The sequence below is a fragment of the Methylobacterium sp. PvP105 genome (assembly GCF_017876975.1).
Classification (GTDB): Bacteria; Pseudomonadota; Alphaproteobacteria; order Rhizobiales; family Beijerinckiaceae; genus Methylobacterium; species Methylobacterium radiotolerans.
This window is the reverse complement of record NZ_JAGIPA010000001.1, coordinates 5,696,582-5,714,733: the sequence shown is the minus strand read 5'-3', so window position 1 is coordinate 5,714,733 and position 18,152 is coordinate 5,696,582. Positions and strand designations below refer to the sequence as shown.

The 18,152-nt window shown below is 69.4% G+C and carries 27 protein-coding genes and 1 tRNA gene; 13 read left to right on the top strand and 15 right to left on the bottom strand.

Annotated elements, in window-relative coordinates:
* Positions 1-621 precede the first annotated feature (621 nt).
* Positions 622-1,230, bottom strand: coding sequence for a glutathione S-transferase family protein (locus J3A75_RS27895; protein ID WP_024828921.1), 609 nt, complete (start codon positions 1,228-1,230; stop codon positions 622-624).
* Positions 1,231-1,326: 96 nt separating this feature from the next.
* Between J3A75_RS27895 and J3A75_RS27890 the strand changes: the two genes are divergently transcribed.
* Positions 1,327-2,073, top strand: a complete 747-nt coding sequence (locus J3A75_RS27890; protein WP_012321106.1) for a helix-turn-helix transcriptional regulator — start codon at positions 1,327-1,329, stop codon at positions 2,071-2,073.
* Between the two features lie 55 nt (positions 2,074-2,128).
* Here the strand turns inward: J3A75_RS27890 and J3A75_RS27885 are convergent, their stop codons facing one another.
* From J3A75_RS27885 to J3A75_RS37420, 3 genes are all read right to left on the bottom strand, one after another.
* Complete coding sequence (locus tag J3A75_RS27885; RefSeq protein ID WP_209650839.1) at positions 2,129-2,611, bottom strand: hypothetical protein; 483 nt, start codon at positions 2,609-2,611, stop codon at positions 2,129-2,131.
* 857 nt (positions 2,612-3,468) lie between these two features.
* The gene (locus J3A75_RS27880; protein ID WP_012321104.1) at positions 3,469-3,678 is read right to left on the bottom strand and encodes a hypothetical protein; all 210 of its coding nucleotides are present in this window, start codon (positions 3,676-3,678) and stop codon (positions 3,469-3,471) included.
* A 698-nt stretch (positions 3,679-4,376) separates the two neighbouring features.
* Positions 4,377-4,643: a GCG_CRPN prefix-to-repeats domain-containing protein gene (locus tag J3A75_RS37420; RefSeq protein WP_076730035.1), complete on the bottom strand. Its 267-nt coding sequence runs from the start codon at positions 4,641-4,643 to the stop codon at positions 4,377-4,379.
* 350 nt (positions 4,644-4,993) lie between these two features.
* Here J3A75_RS37420 and J3A75_RS27875 point away from each other — a divergent pair, with 350 nt between their 5' ends.
* The 4 genes from J3A75_RS27875 to J3A75_RS27860 all read left to right on the top strand — a co-directional run bounded on the left by J3A75_RS27875 (position 4,994) and on the right by J3A75_RS27860 (position 6,620).
* Complete coding sequence (locus J3A75_RS27875; RefSeq protein WP_024828924.1) at positions 4,994-5,245, top strand: hypothetical protein; 252 nt, start codon at positions 4,994-4,996, stop codon at positions 5,243-5,245.
* 216 nt (positions 5,246-5,461) lie between these two features.
* Positions 5,462-5,815: a hypothetical protein gene (locus J3A75_RS27870; protein ID WP_012321102.1), complete on the top strand. Its 354-nt coding sequence runs from the start codon at positions 5,462-5,464 to the stop codon at positions 5,813-5,815.
* A complete protein-coding gene (locus J3A75_RS27865) occupies positions 5,803-6,381 on the top strand; it encodes a hypothetical protein (RefSeq protein WP_234740868.1) in 579 nt (192 codons plus the stop codon). The genes J3A75_RS27870 and J3A75_RS27865 overlap by 13 nt, the downstream gene beginning before the upstream one ends.
* The gene (locus J3A75_RS27860; RefSeq protein WP_024828927.1) at positions 6,378-6,620 is read left to right on the top strand and encodes a hypothetical protein; all 243 of its coding nucleotides are present in this window, start codon (positions 6,378-6,380) and stop codon (positions 6,618-6,620) included. The genes J3A75_RS27865 and J3A75_RS27860 overlap by 4 nt, the downstream gene beginning before the upstream one ends.
* A gap of 206 nt (positions 6,621-6,826) precedes the next feature.
* Here the strand turns inward: J3A75_RS27860 and J3A75_RS36695 are convergent, their stop codons facing one another.
* From J3A75_RS36695 to J3A75_RS27840, 4 genes are all read right to left on the bottom strand, one after another.
* Positions 6,827-7,153: a DUF3734 domain-containing protein gene (locus J3A75_RS36695; RefSeq protein ID WP_312892906.1), complete on the bottom strand. Its 327-nt coding sequence runs from the start codon at positions 7,151-7,153 to the stop codon at positions 6,827-6,829.
* 171 nt (positions 7,154-7,324) lie between these two features.
* Complete coding sequence (locus tag J3A75_RS27850) at positions 7,325-7,711, bottom strand: hypothetical protein (RefSeq protein ID WP_071000103.1); 387 nt, start codon at positions 7,709-7,711, stop codon at positions 7,325-7,327.
* Between the two features lie 165 nt (positions 7,712-7,876).
* Complete coding sequence (locus tag J3A75_RS36690; protein ID WP_012321099.1) at positions 7,877-8,431, bottom strand: hypothetical protein; 555 nt, start codon at positions 8,429-8,431, stop codon at positions 7,877-7,879.
* Between the two features lie 1,092 nt (positions 8,432-9,523).
* On the bottom strand, positions 9,524-9,880 hold the full coding sequence (locus J3A75_RS27840; protein ID WP_024828930.1) for a hypothetical protein: 357 nt from the start codon (positions 9,878-9,880) through the stop codon (positions 9,524-9,526).
* Between the two features lie 296 nt (positions 9,881-10,176).
* On the opposite strand from J3A75_RS27840, the gene J3A75_RS27835 reads away from it, so the two are divergent.
* Positions 10,177-10,443, top strand: a complete 267-nt coding sequence (locus J3A75_RS27835; protein WP_024828931.1) for a hypothetical protein — start codon at positions 10,177-10,179, stop codon at positions 10,441-10,443.
* Positions 10,444-10,521: 78 nt separating this feature from the next.
* Positions 10,522-10,695 carry a hypothetical protein gene (locus tag J3A75_RS27830; protein WP_012321096.1) on the top strand — a complete coding sequence of 58 codons (174 nt, stop codon included), beginning with the start codon at positions 10,522-10,524 and terminating at the stop codon, positions 10,693-10,695.
* Positions 10,696-11,117: 422 nt separating this feature from the next.
* Here J3A75_RS27830 and J3A75_RS27825 read toward each other — a convergent pair whose 3' ends face one another.
* Both J3A75_RS27825 and J3A75_RS27820 read right to left on the bottom strand, forming a co-directional pair.
* Positions 11,118-11,351 (bottom strand): DUF2171 domain-containing protein, encoded by a 234-nt coding sequence (locus tag J3A75_RS27825; RefSeq protein WP_063111290.1) that lies wholly within the window; start codon positions 11,349-11,351, stop codon positions 11,118-11,120.
* Positions 11,352-11,629: 278 nt separating this feature from the next.
* Positions 11,630-12,184 carry a PAS domain-containing protein gene (locus J3A75_RS27820; RefSeq protein ID WP_043074498.1) on the bottom strand — a complete coding sequence of 185 codons (555 nt, stop codon included), beginning with the start codon at positions 12,182-12,184 and terminating at the stop codon, positions 11,630-11,632.
* A gap of 692 nt (positions 12,185-12,876) precedes the next feature.
* On the opposite strand from J3A75_RS27820, the gene J3A75_RS27815 reads away from it, so the two are divergent.
* The 3 genes from J3A75_RS27815 (at position 12,877) to J3A75_RS27805 (ending at position 14,305) form a co-directional block, all read left to right on the top strand.
* Positions 12,877-13,107 (top strand): hypothetical protein, encoded by a 231-nt coding sequence (locus tag J3A75_RS27815; RefSeq protein ID WP_012318280.1) that lies wholly within the window; start codon positions 12,877-12,879, stop codon positions 13,105-13,107.
* 490 nt (positions 13,108-13,597) lie between these two features.
* Positions 13,598-13,795: a hypothetical protein gene (locus tag J3A75_RS27810; RefSeq protein WP_012321092.1), complete on the top strand. Its 198-nt coding sequence runs from the start codon at positions 13,598-13,600 to the stop codon at positions 13,793-13,795.
* A 39-nt stretch (positions 13,796-13,834) separates the two neighbouring features.
* The gene (locus J3A75_RS27805; RefSeq protein ID WP_024828933.1) at positions 13,835-14,305 is read left to right on the top strand and encodes a tellurite resistance TerB family protein; all 471 of its coding nucleotides are present in this window, start codon (positions 13,835-13,837) and stop codon (positions 14,303-14,305) included.
* Here J3A75_RS27805 and J3A75_RS27800 read toward each other — a convergent pair.
* Both J3A75_RS27800 and J3A75_RS27795 read right to left on the bottom strand, forming a co-directional pair.
* The gene (locus J3A75_RS27800; protein WP_199825808.1) at positions 14,280-14,519 is read right to left on the bottom strand and encodes a hypothetical protein; all 240 of its coding nucleotides are present in this window, start codon (positions 14,517-14,519) and stop codon (positions 14,280-14,282) included. The genes J3A75_RS27805 and J3A75_RS27800 overlap by 26 nt on opposite strands.
* 16 nt (positions 14,520-14,535) lie before the next feature.
* Positions 14,536-14,706, bottom strand: coding sequence for a DUF3606 domain-containing protein (locus tag J3A75_RS27795; RefSeq protein WP_012321090.1), 171 nt, complete (start codon positions 14,704-14,706; stop codon positions 14,536-14,538).
* A 477-nt stretch (positions 14,707-15,183) separates the two neighbouring features.
* Between J3A75_RS27795 and J3A75_RS27790 the strand changes: the two genes are divergently transcribed.
* Complete coding sequence (locus J3A75_RS27790; protein WP_012321089.1) at positions 15,184-15,408, top strand: hypothetical protein; 225 nt, start codon at positions 15,184-15,186, stop codon at positions 15,406-15,408.
* A 30-nt stretch (positions 15,409-15,438) separates the two neighbouring features.
* Positions 15,439-15,657, top strand: a complete 219-nt coding sequence (locus tag J3A75_RS27785) for a hypothetical protein (RefSeq protein ID WP_012321088.1) — start codon at positions 15,439-15,441, stop codon at positions 15,655-15,657.
* A 54-nt stretch (positions 15,658-15,711) separates the two neighbouring features.
* Here the strand turns inward: J3A75_RS27785 and J3A75_RS27780 are convergent, their stop codons facing one another.
* The 3 genes from J3A75_RS27780 to J3A75_RS27770 form a co-directional block, all read right to left on the bottom strand.
* Positions 15,712-15,867, bottom strand: coding sequence for a hypothetical protein (locus J3A75_RS27780; RefSeq protein WP_012321087.1), 156 nt, complete (start codon positions 15,865-15,867; stop codon positions 15,712-15,714).
* A gap of 147 nt (positions 15,868-16,014) precedes the next feature.
* On the bottom strand, positions 16,015-16,368 hold the full coding sequence (locus J3A75_RS27775; protein WP_071000102.1) for a hypothetical protein: 354 nt from the start codon (positions 16,366-16,368) through the stop codon (positions 16,015-16,017).
* A 676-nt stretch (positions 16,369-17,044) separates the two neighbouring features.
* Positions 17,045-17,121: transfer RNA gene (locus tag J3A75_RS27770), tRNA-Arg, on the bottom strand.
* Between the two features lie 178 nt (positions 17,122-17,299).
* Here J3A75_RS27770 and J3A75_RS27765 point away from each other — a divergent pair.
* Positions 17,300-17,932 (top strand): DUF4102 domain-containing protein, encoded by a 633-nt coding sequence (locus tag J3A75_RS27765; protein WP_029359235.1) that lies wholly within the window; start codon positions 17,300-17,302, stop codon positions 17,930-17,932.
* Positions 17,933-18,152: the final 220 nt, after the last annotated feature.

Sequence of the window (18,152 nt, the reverse complement as noted above, 5' to 3'; positions counted from 1 at the left end):
GCACGTGAGAACGGCGGGGCTCTCACCCCGCCGTTCACGCAGTCCGTCGCTTCGGCAGCCCCGAGGGCCACCGCGCCGCGCGGCTCAGAAGCCCATCAGCACCCCGGCCGAGCCGGTCACCGTCATCGCGAGGCCACCCAGGAAGGCGCCGATCATCGCGTAGGAGAAGCCCTTCAGAACCATGTCGTGCACGCCTTTCATCGAGCAGCGGGTCTCGGGCGAGACCCGGGATCACCATCTGCAACGATGATGCCGGATCGGCCGGGCGCGTGCGGTGCGAAGAGTCACGCTGCGCCGCGGAACCGTTCGGCGCGGGTTCAGGCTGCCCCGGTGAGCGGGACAGCCGCCGGGCGCATCTCGCTCACGCGAAATGCGTCGGCAGGCTGAGGGCCTGCGCGTAGGTCACGAGGGCGATGGCGCCGGCGATCAGGGTCGCGACCAGGGTGATGCGGTTCGTCCAGGTCATCGTCGTCTCCATCGGGTTCGCGACCGTGCTCGCGGTGTGATCCCGATGTACGCCCGAGCTTTCAGGCCCGGCGTGTCCGGGAACACCTGCGGTCGCCGGTGCCGTCCGGAAGCGTCGCCGCGAGCGCGCCGCCACGGCCGCGCTCTCGGTCCGCGCTAGGCGGATTGCGGTCCCGACGCGCCGTCCTTCGCCGCGCCGCGCCGGGCGGCCGGGCGCGCCCGGCAGCGTTCCAGATAGGCGTCGAAGGCCGCGCTCGCCGGGAAGGCCGTGCGGCCGAAGCCCAGCGCGCTGCCGATCAGGATGTCGGCGCCGGAGAACCGGTCGCCCATCACGTAGGGGCCGCGCGCCAGGGCGGCTTCCAGGCGGCGGACCACCGCCTCGTGGTTCCGGCGCTTCTGCGGCGATCCCGCGAGTTCGCCCGTCAGGCCGGCGAACAGCGCCGGCTCGAACTCGGCGACGTACCAGGCCAGCCACGTCAGGTACGCGCCGCGCTCGGGAGTGCCGACCGCCGGGGCGAGACCCGCTTCGGGGAACGTCTCCGCCAAGTAGAGCACGATGGCCTGGGACTCCGCGATCAGCGCGCCCGCGTGCAGGACGGCCGGGACCCGCTTGTCGGGATGCGGGTTGGCGTCGTCCGGCACACCCTCGCCGGTCATGGGCCGGAAGATCGAGACCGGCGCGATGGTGTAGGGAACGCCCAGCTCCTCCAGCAGCCAGACGATGCGCGAGGAGCGCGATTGCGGGGCGTGGTACAGCGTGATCATGGCGCGGTTCCTGTCGTCACGGCGCGCGGGATGGCCGTGGCGGGAGGACTTGTAGGGACGCCCTGCTGACAGCATTCTGTCAGCAGGAGTCGGACGATGCGTCGCGCGGACAGACTGTTTCAGATCATCCAGATCCTGCGGCGCTCCCCGCGCCCGGTGACGGCCGCCGAGATCGCCCGGGAGCTGGAGGTCTCGGTCCGCACGGTCTACCGCGACGTCGCCGACCTCGTCGGCCAGCGCGTGCCGATCCAGGGTGAGGCCGGGCTCGGCTACGTGCTCGGCGCGGCGTTCGACATGCCGCCGCTGATGCTGACGCCCGACGAGATCGAGGCGGCCGTCCTCGGCGCGCAGTGGGTCGCGGGTCGGGGCGAACCGGTCCTCGCCAAGGCGGCGCGCGATCTCATCGCCAAGATCACCGCCGTGGTGCCCGAGCGCCTGCGCCCGTTCATCGCCGATCCGTCGATCGGCACGCCGACGGCCTTCGCGCAGGCCGCGGACGGGATCGACGTCGCCCGCGCGCGGGCCTGGATCCGCGAGGGCCGCAAGATCCGCATCCAGTACCGCGACGTCCGCGGGGATCCGAGCCAGCGCGTGATCTGGCCGGTGATCGTCGGGTTCCTCGATGAGGCCCGGATGGTGGCGGCCTGGTGCGAGCTGCGCGGGGCGTTCCGGCACTTCCGCACCGACCGGATCACGGATGCCGAGTTCCTGGAGGAGCGGCACGGCGTCCGGCCGGCCGTCCTGCGGGCGCGCTGGAAGCGGAGCCTGTCGGACCGACAGGCGGCGGGCCCTTCGCCGCCGGCCGGGGAAGTCCCGGGGACAAGCCCGGCTGCCTTATCCTGAGAGGCACCGGTCGGTCTCGCCGGCGCGCATCCGTCGCTGCGGGCCGACCCTCGGGTCAGCTCTTGAAGCCCGTCGCGCAGTGCTTCGGCTCCAGCGCCTTCGCGGCGCCGCTGAGCCGGAAGGCGGCCCGGCGCCCGTCCGCGAGGGCCACGATCATCTGCTTGGACGCGCGGAGCCGCGACCACAGCGCGGCGAATCGGTCCGCGCACGCGCGGCAATCGGTGAGGATCATGCCCTGGGCATCCGTGTCGAGCTGCAGGCGCTCGCCGTCGGTGAGCACGTCGACGGTCGAGCGCGGCGGCGGGGCCGTGCCGGCGATCTCGATGAAGATGCTGGTCCGCTTCGCTTCGCCTTCGCCGGTCGCGCCCTCGTCGCAGCTGATGTTGACGCTGCTGCTCGGCCCGCTGCGGACGATGTACTCGACGTAGCCCTGGCCGCTCCCCACGGTCCAGTTGCCGTAGACCTGCGCCGACGCCGCGTTGCCCGACAGGCAGGCCGCCGCCACGAGGGCGCCGCGCAGAGAACCGCCGATCATCATGGACACCTGCTCCCTGAGTGATCCTGGATGGCGCCCGCCGATCCGGGAGCCGGCGCGCCGGAACGGCCGCCGGCGCAACGGGCCGCGCGCCCGAGGTTGCCGGCGGCCCCGGGAGGGCTCGAACCTACGGCCTGCCGCTCGGAAGGCAACGGCGTGCTGAAACGGGACAGGCTGCATTCCGACAGGTTCGCGGTATGCCTCCACACGGACACGATTGGCAGATTCCGCCTTGTCGGAACGGCAAACGCGCCTTCGACGCGCTGGCTGCCACCGGATGCCGCCAGATCCTGGCAGCCGCACCGCCCTGTCCCGTTCTGCAGCCTGGGACGGGACCGCTATGTCGCACGTCATCAGCCTGCCGACGGGCCCGCTGGCCGAGTGCCGGGGTGACGCGTAGTCCGAACAAGGCAGAGGACATCGCTGGCCCTGCCGCGCTCTCGATGCGCGGTGGGGCTTTTCCCGTTCGTTCGAGGCTCGGGCGATGGCACCCTGCGAGCAGGCCGCCTTTGTCGCCGGCATCGAGACCGCGCGCCAAATGGCCCGCGGCGAAAGCTCAGACGAAGTGCGGCGGCAGGATCATGACCTGTGCGTGCATGATCAGGCTCAAAGCCACGGCTGCCGTCACGACGGCGTCGGCGAAGCGGTTCGTCAGGGTGATGGGCTTGGTCATCGCGGCCTCCCTCGTCAGCTCGGCTGTTTCGAGGCGGCCTTATGGTCAGGCCGGATGTCGCGACGATTGCTCCGATTGTTGCGTCCAGGAGCGGGAGCCGGAAGAGCGACGCGGGGCGCCCCGTCCGGCCAACTTGCTCGGGCGGACTGCGCCGCGAGGCTCGAAGCCTGCGCGCAGACCTGAGCGATCACACTTCGGTCTCACGCTTCACGACCGCGTCCGCGTCGGTGCCCTTCTGCGTCAAGCCGACTTCCGGGCCATCGACTGGATCCGACGGCGCTTTAGGGCTGATCGGTGGAAGGGATTGTTGCTCCGCACCGACCTTGGCCCAGCGCTCGGCATCGTACTCGGTGCTGGCGAGATCCTGCGTGTTCGAGGTGCGTGGCTTGTCGGACATGGGACGCTCTCCGTGTTCGGGAGTAACACAGCGAGCGTCAGAGTAGGTCCGAGCGTCGCACCGACGACGAGATGGCCGCGGGCGAGGCGGGCGGAGCGGTGCTGTGATCTGCGTTGACGCGGCACACGAGAACGGCGGGACGCGCACCCCGCCGCTGATCGTGTCGCTTGTTCTGCCGGCGGCTCAGTCTCCGACCCGGCTCGGGGGCTCAGAGGCCCATCAGCACCCCCGCGGAGCCGATGACCGTCATGGCAAGACCGCCCAAGAAGGCGCCGATCATCGCGTAGGAAAAGATCTTCAGAGCCATGCTGGGCAATTCTTCCGTGCGGCGCGAGGCTGTGTGTCAGTCCCTGCAGAGCCGTCTGACGGGAAGATGCCCGATCGCCGGGGTTTGTGCGGTGCGAGAGGGCACGTTGCACCGCGGAACCATTCGGCGGGGGTTCAGCGACGACGCCCATCGCGGCTGCCGCCGACGCGCTGCGGCGCCTCGTCGTGAAGGGTGAGCGCGAGCGTAGCGCCACCGCGAAGTCCGTACGGGCGCGGGGATACCGCTGGACCGACACACTGGCGCCAGCCGCTACCGAGACCCTCGACGTGCCGGGCCGCCCCTACCTGCCGGCGCAGTTCGATGAGGTCACCGAGCGTCGCCGAAGCGCGCCGCGCCGGATGCCCCGGCGCGGCAGTAATCTTAGTATACCTTAGCGGCAGATACGCCGCGGCCCGACCGGGGTCCGGCGCACGAAGCAGTGCGGACCGGGCCGGAAGCCGCGGGCGATCGGGCGGCATCGACCGAGGGGGCCACGAGCGAAGCCGGGACCGCAACCCATAGCAGCGTTGGTGACGTGGGCGTCGCCCGCGATGGTTCCAGCACCGATCGGCGCAAGAGGTGCAGCGCTGGCTGCGGATGCGAGGCCGAGACCGCCAACGAGAGCGGCTGCAGCGGCGAGCATCTTCAGGTGCGACATGGTCAGACCTCCTGTGGTTGAGCCCCAGGCCGCGGGGACGACCAGCGGGCGTGCGCTGGTGCCACAGAAAGGGTGAACGAGACGTCACCCGGCTGCGGCAGGCCGAGCGTCGCGCCGCTGTCGAGTCGTGCTGGCGGGAATCCTTCCTCGGCCGGCCCGTCTCTACAGCGGGCTGACGATCGGTGCTGACCTCGCTCGCACCGCCTCGGCAACGGGCTTCCTGACCGAGCTGATACAGGTCAGCCGATGCCTCGCGCCGGACGCAGCCGAGCGTCGATCGGCGTCGATGGGCGTCGGTCGGCGTCGGCCTCATCGTGGCGGGTCTCGTGACCGGATAGGTGCCGCGCTCCATGCACGGCAACGCCACAGTCCAGCGTGCCAAGGCCCATGTCGCGGCTGACCTCGGCGAGCCGGGCCTCGACCCGCCCCCGCTCGCAGCCGCGGTCGGCATGCTGGCTTACGACTGCGGCCTCACCGACCAGGCGCATTTCGCTCGCCGCTTCAAAGATCGCTTCGACAGAAACCCCCGTGACGACCGGCGCGCGCAGGACGGACGCGCAACGGGTCGCGTCCGCTTCCCGGCTGTCGTTCTCGTCAGCTGAGTGACTGGGGCGGATCGGTAGGAGACAATCGGCTTTTCCGGCAGTCCTTCTCCGAGGCGTATCAGCCGCTTACGGTCAAACCCTGCCGTTCGGACCAGCGCTGCCCGGTCCATGCGACACCGATCGAGGGACACGGCGCCCCCGCGCAGCGGTTGTTCAGTCTTACGACACCGCATCGGGAGACGCCCGGCGTACCGGTGCCGCGAGGCATGCAGCATGATCCTCCGTTCCGAGACCCCGCCGTCCCCCGGCAGCATGCCCGTAGAGGCTCCTCCCGCCTCCTCCCGCCCGACATCGGCGATGCTGAAGGCGGACATCGATAGCGGCGCGACGGGCGACAAGGTGAAGGCCTATGATCCGGGGCTCTCCCAGCTCGGGACGGACGATGAGGCCGCCGGGCACCCTCCGTCTCACGAGCGCATCGCCCTGGCACGCGAGACCGAAGCGGCACCTGCGCGCGTGCGGAGGGCGTCGCGACCACACGGACCGAACGCATGGGTCGTGCCCAGCTACTGCGTCGTGATCGGCGGCGTCGGCGTCGTTCTGGGGTTGTCGATATGGCTCGTCTGATGATGCGGCCGCCCAGTCACGCCGTATGGGTCGATGTCACCGTCGGGCTGACGGCCGGGCTGGTGGCAACGCTGGTGACGAACCTCGCCCAGCGTCCGTTGCGGTGGACCACCCCGGAGCGCGTTGATCGACACGAGAAGCGGGTGCGCCCCGGCGCATCCTCTTCCCTGGTCGCGGCACAAAAGCTCTGTGCTGCGATGGACGTCGACCCCACGCCTCGCCGGCACGAGATATCGGGCAAGGCGATCCACCTCGCCACCGGTATGGGTTGGGGCCCGGTCTACGGCCTGTTGCGGCGGTACGCCGGTCTGCGGCCCTTCACCGCCGCGCTGACCTGCGGGACCGCCATGTCGCTCATTCTGGACGAATACCTGGTGCCCACCCTCGGCCTCAGCGCGCCCAATCATCACTATCCGACCTTCACCCGCATCCGAGGCTTGGCCGCCCATCTCGTCTACGGATCTGCGGTGGCGATAGTGGCGGAGGGGCTTGGCCGCTCGCTCGAACGGTCCCCAGCCTATGGGGCCCGTCATCAGCAGTCCCCGGTTCGGGGGGCAGGCGGGTGATCGGCGGGACGCGGCACGACCATCGCCACGCCGCCGACATCTGCCGGGAGAACGGCTGGGGCGTAGGAACTCGCCTGATCGGCGACGCAGGTCTCGGGGCTACGGTGATCTGCATCACGGCGCTCGGCACAGAGGTGATGCTCGCACGCATGATCAGCCATGATGGCGATCCCGTTGCCTATTGCGGTGAGCAGGCCTGGCGCCTCGGAGCGCGCGATTGGTGCCGGATCGGGTGCTGACGTGACCTTGATCAGAGTCGTGCGCCGGATGCCCCTGCGGTCGAGAAACCCGGGCGCGCCCAGTCCCCTGGACGTGGACTGCATCGGAGAAGTTCGGTCCCGAGGGCCGCTGCGGTGGCAGAGCCCTTGACGGACAAGCCGAAGCGGGCTGGCCGGGCACGCCGGGCCAGGAGGTTGGTGAGGCCTGATAGCTGTCAGGCCGAGCCTCACTCGATGTGGCGGAAGCGCTGCCCTTCCGGTCGGGGCTCGATCAGGCGGGCCAGCCTGGCCGCCATATCGCTGTGCCCTGCCGCCCAGCGACCGCGGATCGAGGAGGGCGAGTAGTCGAAGCTCTTGGTGGCAAGCTGGTCGGGGCCTGCTCGATAGACGAGGTGAAGCAGCGTCACCGCCGGACCGCTCGGATCGAGCTGTTGCCGCAGGTCGTACTCGCGCTTCAGGCTGGCGATCGCCCAGCGGGGGGCGCTCCCATGCAGAGCCTCATAGGCTCCGGCGTGATAGGCGCCCACCGCGTTTCCGCCCGCGAGCACGAGCACGAGATCCTGAGGCGATCCGGACCGGCTCTGGCGGTGGACATGCAGGCCATCCTCGCACGACGGACGCTGATTTTCCCGCGAAGCCGGAGCCCCGCGGAAGGTGAGTCGTCACGGGCTGAACCGCTCGAACGACCTGTCTGTTGCGGCTCCTATGGAAGCTTCACGCGGTTTCTACAGGAACCCGCTCCCCGAATGCCCCGCGAAGGCGTTTGCCCGCCGGATACAGCCGACCACGGTGCGCGGATCTCGGTGGCCCGACTGGTCCATGACGCGGGCGGGATCCGCCCCGCGCCCCGCGGCCGCGGTGATGTAGCCGGCGCGCAGGCCGCGCGCTCCAGAGGTCGACGCATCGAGGCCAGCTGCCGGGGCGACGCCGGCCTTGCGCCGGGCCCCCGTCATGGCAGCCCGCCCGCCATCATCGTCCGCCGGATCGGCGGCGCCGGCCAGCTTGTGCGCGCAGCGGATTGCCGCGAGCCGGCGGCCGAGCGTCGAGGCGGCGCGGCCGGCTACCGCTTCCGGGACGATGAACCCCGCTACAGCGTCCGGGCTCGCCGGCAACGGCCCGGACCCGCGCCGGGCGCACCGGTCCCGAAACGCGCGGGCATCCGACGGACAGGCCCGCACAATCGCGTCCGCCCTGCCGCCACGGTGATCGGCGCGAAGGAGGCTTCGGCCCCGGCTGGCAGCCTCGCCGCGACCCCCAGAGCCTCAGTAGGCCGACTGTCAGGCATCGTCCTCGGGCGCGAACACCTCGCCCTCCTCTGCCAGGCGCGTGTTGTCCGCGTCGGCCCGAAGCTCGCTCAATGCGCGATGCTCGGAGAGCAGGCGCCGCATCGTCCGATCCGCGTCCGAGCAATCGGCCGGCTCGGACGAGGCAGGGTCGCAGCCTTCGATCGTCTCGGCGGTCTGCCGATCGACCGCGGCACGCTCCTCTCGACTGAGCCCCGCGAGATCTCCGAGCCCCAGGTCGCGGGCAACATGGGCGGCGATCTCCTCGCGCTTGGCATGAAGGGCCAGAACACGCGCCTCTGCCGGGTCCTCGGCATCATCGCGCCCGACCTGTCGCGCGAGTGCGAGGCGCCAGCCGCGCGGGAGCGACGCGCCGCGCATCCGCATCCTGTCTGTGACGCTGGCCACCACGAGCTGCCAATGCTCGGGGCACAGCTCGGCGAGAGGTCTGCCCTGACCGAGGTTGCGTGCGGCCTGCTCGGCGGCCTCTGTCCACTCCGATGGCAGGGAGAGCGTCTCGGTCGGGATGACGACGGGTACCTCAGACATGCCGAACCCCTCCTGCTCACTTTACGACATACCAGCACCGGATGCCGGCCGCGCGCCAGTGACCGGCGACGCGATGCCTCCACCACACGCGCTATAACCGAGGTTTCACTTCTTCATTGCTCTGGCAGTTCACCCTGATTCTAACGTTTCAGAATGACGATTGTCGCAAAATACAGGGTCAGAGAGACACCTGCAATTGGACGTCTCGCCGTTCTGTCGCCACGTGCGCGCGGCGACGCCTGAGCATGAACGCTCGCGAGCAAGTCCAGCATTTCGGAAATGCCGCGATCCGTGTTCCTGGCGCGGACACCCGCTCCGAGGTCGGATCATCGGACCGGCGCGTGCTTCCGGTTCTCCCGGCAGACCGACGCGATCCATCTGCGCTGGGGCACGACCGACAAGGCGTGTCTGAGCTGTGGCTGCGCTCGTCCGTGCAGGTCTCGGCGCCCTGGCCGGCCCCGCCTAGGCCGTGCCGGCCGGTCCTGTGACCGGCATCTCGTCGCCGTCCGGCAGGCTGACCAACGTTCGGATGCGGCGCCATCAGGTGCGGCGACATTCCATGGCGCGGGTCCCGCAGCGGTAGCCCGGTGCGGGCTTCCGCGTGCGCTGCATCCGCCACCGGACCTCTCACCTTCGACATCGTGCAGAGCTACAGCGGCCGATGGCGAAGGCGGAGTCGATCAGCCACCGCCGCCGCCGCCGCCGCCGGTCCCGGGACCGCCGAGGTTGCCGTCCTTGTTCGGCGTGTTCCAATGGATAATGCCGTCGTCAGGCGGCCGCAGCGTCGTGGTTGGTGGCCGCAGGGATGAGAATGGCGGCGCCGCAATGGCCCCCCGAGGAGAAGTACTGCTGGCTCGATGGCGCCGCGCGAAAGCTTCGGTGCTCCAGAAACCTGCGAGCGCGACGACGAACCATCTGACCGCCGCGCCTCTCATGGTCGACCCGCCTCGTGCTGAGTTGCGCCACACAGCGGCGACGGCTGTGCGCAGGTTAGCGCACCCTCCGGCAGCGGCAACCTGTTCCGGCCTGCTGCGCCCTATCGGCCGGCGGGCTGTCTCGATGCCGAGGTAACCAAGCGGTCGGCCTCCGCACTCAGCAGCTCAACTTCCGGCCTTCCGCCATCCCGACCTTCCGGTAGTGTTCCAGCCCGGACTTGATTGCGCGACCGATGACAGCCCGGCGCACGTCCGGATTGCAGCGCAGATACTCCTCCTCGTTGAAGGCGTAGTCGCCACGTCCGCCCCGCGCGCCTCGGTCATAATCCCGATCGTAATCGCGGCGATCGCGCTCGCCGTAGCCGCGATCGCCGCGATCTCCGTAGCCTCTGTCGCGGGAGCCGTAATCGCCGCGGTCGTAACCGTAGTCGCGCCCGCCGTAGGGCTGCGCGAAGGCCGGAGCTACGCCGCTGAGGAGCGCCAAGCCGAGGACCGTCGTCGAGATCACCTTCATATCGCGTTCCTTGCTGCTGAGACTGTGGAACGCCCTCAGCGTAGGGTGGTTCGCTGCGAGCCGCCATCCCGGGCGCCGCGGCCACGACCGCGACGGCTGACAACCTATTCCGCGACGCGGTGCAGAACCATGGACGGCAGGTGGCCGAGACGGATGGGCAATCGGGCAATTCGTGACTGCTTAGGTTCTGCGTAATCCGAACCCTCGGCACTGCATGATTTCCCGTTGAGGTCGCGCCTTCGGGATGTATACCACTCTCGGTTGCATCAGTTGACCGGAACAGGGCGGCGCGTCCGATGCCCCAAGTCATCCTCGCACGCGGGCAACTGAGCGAGTGGTTGCCCAGGAGCAGTCCGGGTCTTCTGATCTTCGCGCTCGGCGCACTGCTATGGGTCTCGATCGTCCTCTGCATGCTGCCGATCACCGTGCTGGCATTTCCCGCTGGATGGATGTTCAGGAACAAGCCGCAATTGCACGCGAAAGCCGTGATGATCCTGGTCTGTATCGGAGCAGCCAATGTGGTGATCGCTCCGGCGAGTGCGCTCTATATTCTATATGCCTGAACGGCCGGCTGCGCGGGCGCTTCGCCGCGGGAACGGAGCTTGCGGCATCGACTCGGTACGCTGATTAGACGGTGAATTATGGCTCACATCGAGACAGTGTCGGTTCAGGATCAATCCACGCGTCCCTGGATGGACCGCTTTCTCACGATGATCATGGTTGCAGGCGGCGTGGCAACGGTGGCGTGGATCGCCGCGATCTTGGTCGCTGGCTGGCAAATGGCCGCGGTGCTGATGGGCCTGAGCGCAGTCTGACCGTCGTCCTCGCCACGGGGTCGCTGCCATCGCTTCCGGGCAGCCTGTTCCGCGACGCGGTGCAGGACCACGGGCGCCCGATTGCGCCGCTGAGTCGGTCAGCCTCCACCGATGCCACCTCAGGAGACCTCGGTCTCGGCGCTTTCCCGAGCGAGCCGCCTTGCTCGCAGCTCCGCTGCCCGCACTTCCAGCTCGTGCTTCTCGGCGTCGAGTTCCTTCTGGACCTGCTTTGCCAGCGTCCGGCGGGCCTCGTACCGGGCTGGCGGCGTCGGTAGATGGCCGAAGGGGCCGCGACCGCATCGAGTCTCGACGCCGCTCGATGCACGAAGCGGAGCCGGGCTGTCGGCTGAGCCGGGCGAGCCGTGATGATATGGCCGCCCGGAGAAGTTCTACGGTTCGCGTCCATCGTCGGCGCGGGCGTCTCAGGACGTCGACCACTCACGCATGACCTCATCCGCCGGCCGGTCCAGGCGAACCTTGCCGCCGTCGATCGATTGCACGAAATCGACCGGGATGAAGTGGTGCAGGCCACCGGCAGAGGCGTCCTTCTTCGTCAGCTTGATCTCGCCCTTATCGATGTGATCGACGGTCCCGACATGTTTGCCGTCCGAGCCGACCACCTCGGCATGCTCCTGGATCTGTGCGACATCGACCATCGGCTTCACTCCCTGTTGAGCTGCCGTAACCGGCGGCCGAACGGCGATGTTCCGGTTCGGTCGGTCGGCACCGACTGAGCTGGCGCTGAGCCATGTCATGGACGGGACAGCGGAGCCGCGTTAGCTCTCTGGCCTGGCCACAGTGATCCCGAGCGTCGGCGACTTGCGCCGCAAGTCCGAGGTGACGGACGACGAGATCGCGGCGGCGGCGACCGCCTACCTGAAGGACGAGAACGCCAAGCCGTTCGCCTTCGAGTCTGGCCACACCGATGCAAGTCTCAGTGGAAGCGGTCGCTGCCATCAGGCGAGATCATCTTGCGCGCCAGCAGAACGCCGGCCACCATCAACGCCTGCCGCAATATCGGCAGCATCTCCTTGGCGTGGTCCTGTTCGATCAGCCCGTGCGCGATCAGCAGATGGTCGGCGACCGCCTCCAGCGTCGAACCGGGCGGCGTTGCCGGATGCATGGGCGGCGGGACGAAGCGTGCGAGCGTTCCGTAGGCACCGATGGGTTCAGAACCGGTCGGGGTGATCTCTGTGAGTGATCCCAGATAACCCAGGAAGGTGTGGCCCGGCGGTCCATAGGAGGGGACGGCGCCAATCATCACCCAGGCGTAGCTGCCATCCGCACGACGCAGGCGGAGGCGCAGGCTGTATTCGCTCTGCTGATCACGGGCGGTGCGCAGGAAGGTGACGGCGGCCCCGTAATCCTCAGGATGGATGCAGGTGAGCCAGCCCAGTTCGGCGGCTGCCGTGGCGGCTTGGCCGGTGAACGCGGTCCACTCCGGGCTGACGTAGGTCACGCCGCCGTCCGCCCTCGTAACGAAGATCATCTGAAACGCCCCCAGCTCCGATTGTTCGGCGCCATCGAAGGCCGCACGTCGACGCCGAGACTGGTGAGCCTAACGAGGGCGACATCAGTATAATTCAACCGCTGCGATCGGTATCTGGCGGCGGCACGGCGCCGGAACAGAACTTTTCAGGCTTTGATTTTTCTCGTGTCATGGAAAAAGATCGATAAGCCTGGTTGGGCCGTTTTGAACCGGCTTGCCGATGTGCTGGGCGTTGCCCCAGAACATTTCTTCATCGATGCTTCGCCGACAGGTCCGGCCGCGAGCGCGGAGGAATGCATGCGCTGGTGGTCGGAAATCGCGACGGAGGAAGGGCGTCGGCAGGCTCTCCGAGCCCCTTCAGCGATCGTAGAACGTGATCGCGAGTAGCCCCAGCGAACGCTGCTCTGGCCGGTCGCAGAGGCCGTTCTACGACCGCGTTGACGGCGGAGTGAAGTCCCGGCCCTGCCTCCGCATCCGGGAATACAGAATAGCACCAGTAGCTCGCCGATGGGCAGGATGTGTCGCGGCGCACAAAACCCGGCGAACGATCGGCGGAGTACGCCGTTGAGAGGTCACAGCCGGCCAAGCACAGCCGCCGCGATCGAGACCGCCGCACCGACGATCTTCCTCACGCGACCCGACTGACCGGATGGCTTCCCCGCGAAGTCGAACGAACCCGCATGGAGATCGTCATGAAGCTGCATCTGCTCGCTGCGGCCGCCCTGGTCGCCGTCGCCACGCCCGCCCTGGCGCAGGGCATCGACAGCAGGCACAGCCCCTATCCGGCTTCGGCCTACTCGGGCTACGCCGGCAACGCCTCGGTGGTCCTGCCGGACATCTCGGTGACGCACTATCGCACCGCCCCGGCCTACCGGTACTCGGGCCAGCATGCCGGTGGCCCGGCCGACGCTTTGGCCCGCTGACGGCCGACACGACTGCGTCTCCCGCGAAGCTAGGTGAGACGCGGCCCCGGAACGTTCCGGGCGCCCGAGCCATGGTGTGGAAGCGCACCTGAGCGGGCGTCCAGCGCCACTTATGCACGCGACGAAGCCTAACGGCGGTTGTGCGCCGCACCGTGCAGGCTTAGGTCGGCGGTGTGAGACCGCGATGGCGTCGCGGTCTGGCAGCCCTTCCCAAGGGCGTTTCCTCCCAAGACTTCGGGCCGCTCCCTCGGGAGTGGCCTTTTTTCTGCGCGCCCGGTTGCTACAGCGACGCTTTCCCTCTGCCGACGGGCCCGAGGCGTTCGCGACACCGCACGGCGCTGTTGCAGGCGGACACGCCACGATGGCCCGCGACCCTGCCCGAGGTTGAGCGCAGCCGATCCGCTCGTGGCTCCCTCGAAGAGGCCGTTTTCGGGCTTCCTTCCGACCCGGCGCAAGGGTTCGCTAACCCTGCCGCACCAGGCTGGCGCGTATGTCGAAGCGTCCCCTCCGCACCTTCCGGGCCCTCCTATGGATCGCCGCCCTGATGCTGTGCTGCTTCTCCGCAGCCATGCTGGCCGAGGCGAACAGACCGAACACGGAAGGGGATCAGCGCCTCGCCGGCGATCCTGCCGTCACCGGCTCGGTGGCGCGCATGCGCTGGTGCGGCGCCGCGCCTTGGTGTCGTTAGCGATCCGTCTTCGATCCACCTCGCTCAGCAGCGCGTCACATGCCCCTCATACGAGACCTGCTCGCCCGCTTCCGCCAGACGGTGACCGCCTATGCCGGCGACGACGCGCTGATGCAGGCCGGCGTCTCCGCGGCTGCCAATGTCATCGTCGCCGACGGCGAGGTCGCGGGCGATGAACTGGAAACGGCCCTCGCCGGCGTCCTCGCCAGCCCGATCCTGGAGAAAGGCTACGACGTCCTGATGCTCGATGAGGCGCTACACGAGGCGATCGGTCGAGCCGGCACCCGGGCTGGCCGCGCGGAGAACCTGCGACGGGTCGCGGCGATTGCCGGTCGGCCCATGGACCAACGCGCGGGCGTGTTTCGAGTGGCGGCCGATGTGGCAGATCACGACGGCATCGCCGCGATCGAGCGCGCGGCCCTGTCCGAGATCGCCGCCGCGCTTCTCGTCGACGCGGATGCGCTCCGCGAAGCGGCGGCGCAGCCTAAGCGATCGCGGATGGCGGTGTAGCGCCATCGTCGACGAGCTCACCGATCAACGCCCACACCGCCTGATGCTCGGGGCCTCCGCGATCGGCGGCGAGAAAAGCCACCAATGCCACGTCGGTGACGTGTCCGCCCGAAGCTGGGTTGGCCTCGTGCCGGACGAAGCTGCGACCGTCGGACGGATCGCGCAGCAGGAGCCAGCGATCTCCGTTCGGACTCAGATAGAGGTCGCGGCTCAACGGCGGGCGGCCCATGTCAGCGGGCAGACTGACCAAGATACGCCGCGACGCTGGTGACGCGGGATCCGACCATCCTCACGGCCTTGCGCAGGCGGTCCTCGGTCACTCCGAAGTGCAGGGACCAATGCTCGCGGGCGGCGCGGTCGAAGACGTCGATGTGGGCCTTGTCGTGCAGCTCGGTGGGCATGGCTGAACCCGAGGATGTGGGAGCTACGATGGGTGTCCGGCTTTCAACGCCGAGCCACGATCCCGGTTGCAGCTATCGTCGTGCCCGCCGCGATCGCGCCGTGTTCGGCGCGCCTCCGGGGCGCACCGGCGGTGGCGGACCGCCGATCCCACTCCGTTCGAGCGTGCACCGCGTGCTGAACACCCTCTTGGCGCGTCTCGCTGTCCTCGCTGTCATGGCCGCCCACACCGTCTACAGGCTCGCGCGGCTGCCCTCGCCGACTCGTGCGCGGTCTGCTCCGGCACGGGGTTCGGCCAGCCTCGCCCACGGCGCACGAGCCCAGTCTTGTCCCCGAGCGGACGGCCCGCGTTGCGTATCGGTCCGCGCGTGGGATCGGACGCGTCCCCGGCCCGTGATCAGATCGAGGCGGGGCCGAGCGGCCGGGAACCCCGATTGCGCCTCGCGCCTTGGCTTCTCGCAACATCGAGGGAGGCCGGCATGGGTCAGGACGTCGACGCGGCGCGCGAGGCCTTCGGCACGGTACCGCCGGGCCGGCCGATCGGCGAGGTGGGGAAGCCGGATCCGGCGACTGGCGGAACCGGCCCGCACTCGCCGGGCAGTCCGGAGCCTGAGGCCGGCGTGGGGCCGGAAAGCGGCGGCTACGACAACCGACCGGATCTTCCCGGGCCCGACAACGCCAAGGGCGGTCACGGCGCCGGGTGACGCGTAACGATCCTCCCGGAGAGGCCACCGATGGAAGCCAGCGACCTGAGACACCCAACCTTCCGCGTGCTCACCTTCCGAGACGGGCGGCAGGTGATCGCCGAGGATGTGGAGACCGAGATCGCCGCGCGGACCCGCTTCGCTTCGGCCGTTGACCTCTGCGAGACCCGGGACGATGCCCACAGCCACCATGTCGAGCTGCGCGCCGGGTCGCGCGTGCTGGACAGGTGGCCCGGCACCGGCACCTGACGGCGCGGTGATCGTTCCGGCAGGCGTCGCGCGGGCCGCTCTGTAGCTCGGGGGCTAGTCTCGGATCTCCTCGACGTCGAGGCCGCCAGCGCGGAGGTCGTAGCAGCCGGCCTCGTGGGCCATGGCGTCGCGTGCCGCGAGCGGGTTCGTGGCCGATCCGGTCCAGAGGATGGCTCCCGTCACCTCGTGCCGGATCCGAAACACCTTCATCGCCGTCCGCCCGTGCCGAGCGCGCAGATCCGCGCGGCGGTGGCAGGCTGTTCCGGTATGGAGCGTGCGGCGCACGATCAGTGTGCCTTGCCGGTTCGGCGGCTGGTGACGCGGAGTTCCGCCTGCCCAGCCGCCGGCAGGTCGCTCCTAGTAGCGGCGCTCGCTGCTCGCGCTCATCCGCCTCGAGACGTAGTCGCCCGTATACGATTGCTGACCGAAGACCAGCCAGCCGAGACCGAAGCCGATCGCGCCCGCGATGAACAGGCCGGCCATCGTGCCGCTGTCCATGTCACTGACGGCGCGACTGCCCTGCCGATAGTAGCGGGACCCGTACTCGGAGGCGTTGTCCCACGCGTCCGAAGCCTTGTTCGTGGCATCCCGCAGCGTCTCTCTGGCCTGATCGGCGACGCCGGCACCGCCGCCGGCCGAGCCGCCGGCCTGGTCTGATCCTGGCCGGCCGTCAGATCGTCCGACCGGATCGTGTGAGCGGATGTCTGCCATGTCAGCTTTCCTCCTGCGCTCGCTTTTGAGCAGCTTGCGTGTTCCTCACCCCGCAGAGTGCCCATGACCAACGGTCCGGCTCGGCACGGTGCGGGAGTGGGCGCACGAGGGGGGAACCGGCCGATTGGCGGAGGTGATCCCTGCACGTGAAGTTCAGGCGCCTCGCCGGTTCCGGCTGAGGCCCGGTGCGGCGGGGGAACTGCATACCGCAGAGCGCCGGCTCACGGCCCATGCTTGCGGGCGGGATGTGCCGGTACTGGCCCTGATCCAGTTGGGCGCCAGGATGTCGCCGTTCTCGATGATGATCCAGGGCTTCGCGTCGTCCGCATCAATCGCCTCGGCCGCGGCTTGTTGCAGGACCAGATCCGCGCACGAGAGCGGGTCATCGGCGCTGTCGCCGTCGCCCGCGTTCGATCGCCGGCGGTCATGGTGCGGCTGCCTCTTTCCGAGGGCTTCGGCGCGCGCGGAGGACGGACCTGAGCGGCGGCGCTGGGCCGCGGCCAGGCTCAGCCGCCTCCTGGCCCGGCGGCTGTCGCGGGCGCGACGCGTCCCGTACCCCGCGCGCCCGCCCGCGTCGCTCCCGGCGGGAAACGGAGAGCCCGGATTCGGAGCTGTCCTGGCGCTGTCCCGGGGTTCTTGCCGCTGCGCAAACTCGGTGCCAACCCGTTGAAACACCTGGCGACCCCGGTAGGGCTCGAACCTACGACCTGCCGCTTAGAAGGCGGCTGCTCTATCCAGCTGAGCTACGGAGTCTGGTGCCAAAATCGTGGTAGCAGGCCCCCCGGTACCTGTCACCAAGAGACTCTGTCACAAGGCATTTCCCCTCTGCAGAGGCCCTCTGTCCGGGGCATTCGGGAGGGGGCACTTAACCCTGGGCCGACCGCGGCCCGGAGGTCCAGACGGAGGGCGGGGCCGACCACGTTTGCCACGGGTGCGCTCCGGGGTAGAGCGGGCGTCGACCCGGGAGCCGTGCAGGCCGAGGAAAGCCGCCGCGGTCCTCACCGGGACGCAGATCGACGACCTCATCGAGGAGGCCCGCGCGAACCGGACGCCTGCTCGGGACGTGAGCGTCGGCGGCTGCGCGGGTGCGACGCTCAGGCTGACGCCGACGGCAGCGGTCTATTCGATGCGTTTCCGGCACGCGGGTGAGCCGCTGCGAATCCGCCTCGGCGATGCGGGCGACTGGACGCCGGTGCAGGTGCGCTCCGCCGGGGCTGCGGTCCGCGCCCGTGTCGAGGGAGGCGCCGGTGTCCCAGACCCGGCCTGGATCGCACTCAAGCGGTCGGCGCTCGTGGCGAAGGCGGCCAGGGGCGAGGCGGTTGTCGTCCAGACCCACATGCCGAAGAACCGCGCCCCCAAGACGTGGACATACAGGCAGGCCCGGGACGCCTGGGTCGCGCACCTGGAGGCGGAGGCCGAGAGCCCGGCGCAGATCTACCGGCCCGACACCGTGCGGAACTACAGGTCTGTCATCGGCTGCCCCGCGATGCGGGCCCTCGACGACCGGTTCGTCTCCCGCAGCCCGGCGCCCGACGTGGCCGAGGCGGTGGCCGGCCTCGTGTGAGAGGGCAAGCGCTCCCAGGCACGGGACGTCGTCCGCGGCTCGAAGCGGTTCTGGGCCTGGATGGTCGAGCCCGGGCAAGTCCGCCTCAGAGGGTTGGGGGATCTGGTGGGAGGGGCACCGGAAGGTGGGCCAAGGTGCCCCGACGGCGCGGGACCCGTTCGCCGGTCGCCACGCCGTCCCTCTGCCCCCGGTCGTCTGGCGTCGCGTGCAGGCTTACGTC

Excerpts from the sequence above, each read along its gene's own strand:
- J3A75_RS27895 (WP_024828921.1), bottom strand. The coding sequence starts at position 1,230 with ATGATCACGCTGTACCACGCCCCGCAATCGCGCTCCTCGCGCATCGTC.
- J3A75_RS27890 (WP_012321106.1), top strand. The coding sequence starts at position 1,327 with ATGCGTCGCGCGGACAGACTGTTTCAGATCATCCAGATCCTGCGGCGC.
- J3A75_RS27885 (WP_209650839.1), bottom strand. The coding sequence starts at position 2,611 with ATGATGATCGGCGGTTCTCTGCGCGGCGCCCTCGTGGCGGCGGCCTGC.
- J3A75_RS27880 (WP_012321104.1), bottom strand. The coding sequence starts at position 3,678 with ATGTCCGACAAGCCACGCACCTCGAACACGCAGGATCTCGCCAGCACC.
- J3A75_RS37420 (WP_076730035.1), bottom strand. The coding sequence starts at position 4,643 with ATGTCGCACCTGAAGATGCTCGCCGCTGCAGCCGCTCTCGTTGGCGGT.
- J3A75_RS27875 (WP_024828924.1), top strand. The coding sequence starts at position 4,994 with ATGCACGGCAACGCCACAGTCCAGCGTGCCAAGGCCCATGTCGCGGCT.
- J3A75_RS27870 (WP_012321102.1), top strand. The coding sequence starts at position 5,462 with ATGATCCTCCGTTCCGAGACCCCGCCGTCCCCCGGCAGCATGCCCGTA.
- J3A75_RS27865 (WP_234740868.1), top strand. The coding sequence starts at position 5,803 with ATGGCTCGTCTGATGATGCGGCCGCCCAGTCACGCCGTATGGGTCGAT.
- J3A75_RS36690 (WP_012321099.1), bottom strand. The coding sequence starts at position 8,431 with ATGTCTGAGGTACCCGTCGTCATCCCGACCGAGACGCTCTCCCTGCCA.
- J3A75_RS27840 (WP_024828930.1), bottom strand. The coding sequence starts at position 9,880 with ATGAAGGTGATCTCGACGACGGTCCTCGGCTTGGCGCTCCTCAGCGGC.
- J3A75_RS27835 (WP_024828931.1), top strand. The coding sequence starts at position 10,177 with ATGCCCCAAGTCATCCTCGCACGCGGGCAACTGAGCGAGTGGTTGCCC.
- J3A75_RS27830 (WP_012321096.1), top strand. The coding sequence starts at position 10,522 with ATGGCTCACATCGAGACAGTGTCGGTTCAGGATCAATCCACGCGTCCC.
- J3A75_RS27825 (WP_063111290.1), bottom strand. The coding sequence starts at position 11,351 with ATGGTCGATGTCGCACAGATCCAGGAGCATGCCGAGGTGGTCGGCTCG.
- J3A75_RS27820 (WP_043074498.1), bottom strand. The coding sequence starts at position 12,184 with ATGATCTTCGTTACGAGGGCGGACGGCGGCGTGACCTACGTCAGCCCG.
- J3A75_RS27815 (WP_012318280.1), top strand. The coding sequence starts at position 12,877 with ATGAAGCTGCATCTGCTCGCTGCGGCCGCCCTGGTCGCCGTCGCCACG.
- J3A75_RS27810 (WP_012321092.1), top strand. The coding sequence starts at position 13,598 with ATGTCGAAGCGTCCCCTCCGCACCTTCCGGGCCCTCCTATGGATCGCC.
- J3A75_RS27805 (WP_024828933.1), top strand. The coding sequence starts at position 13,835 with ATGCCCCTCATACGAGACCTGCTCGCCCGCTTCCGCCAGACGGTGACC.
- J3A75_RS27795 (WP_012321090.1), bottom strand. The coding sequence starts at position 14,706 with ATGCCCACCGAGCTGCACGACAAGGCCCACATCGACGTCTTCGACCGC.
- J3A75_RS27790 (WP_012321089.1), top strand. The coding sequence starts at position 15,184 with ATGGGTCAGGACGTCGACGCGGCGCGCGAGGCCTTCGGCACGGTACCG.
- J3A75_RS27785 (WP_012321088.1), top strand. The coding sequence starts at position 15,439 with ATGGAAGCCAGCGACCTGAGACACCCAACCTTCCGCGTGCTCACCTTC.
- J3A75_RS27780 (WP_012321087.1), bottom strand. The coding sequence starts at position 15,867 with ATGAAGGTGTTTCGGATCCGGCACGAGGTGACGGGAGCCATCCTCTGG.
- J3A75_RS27775 (WP_071000102.1), bottom strand. The coding sequence starts at position 16,368 with ATGGCAGACATCCGCTCACACGATCCGGTCGGACGATCTGACGGCCGG.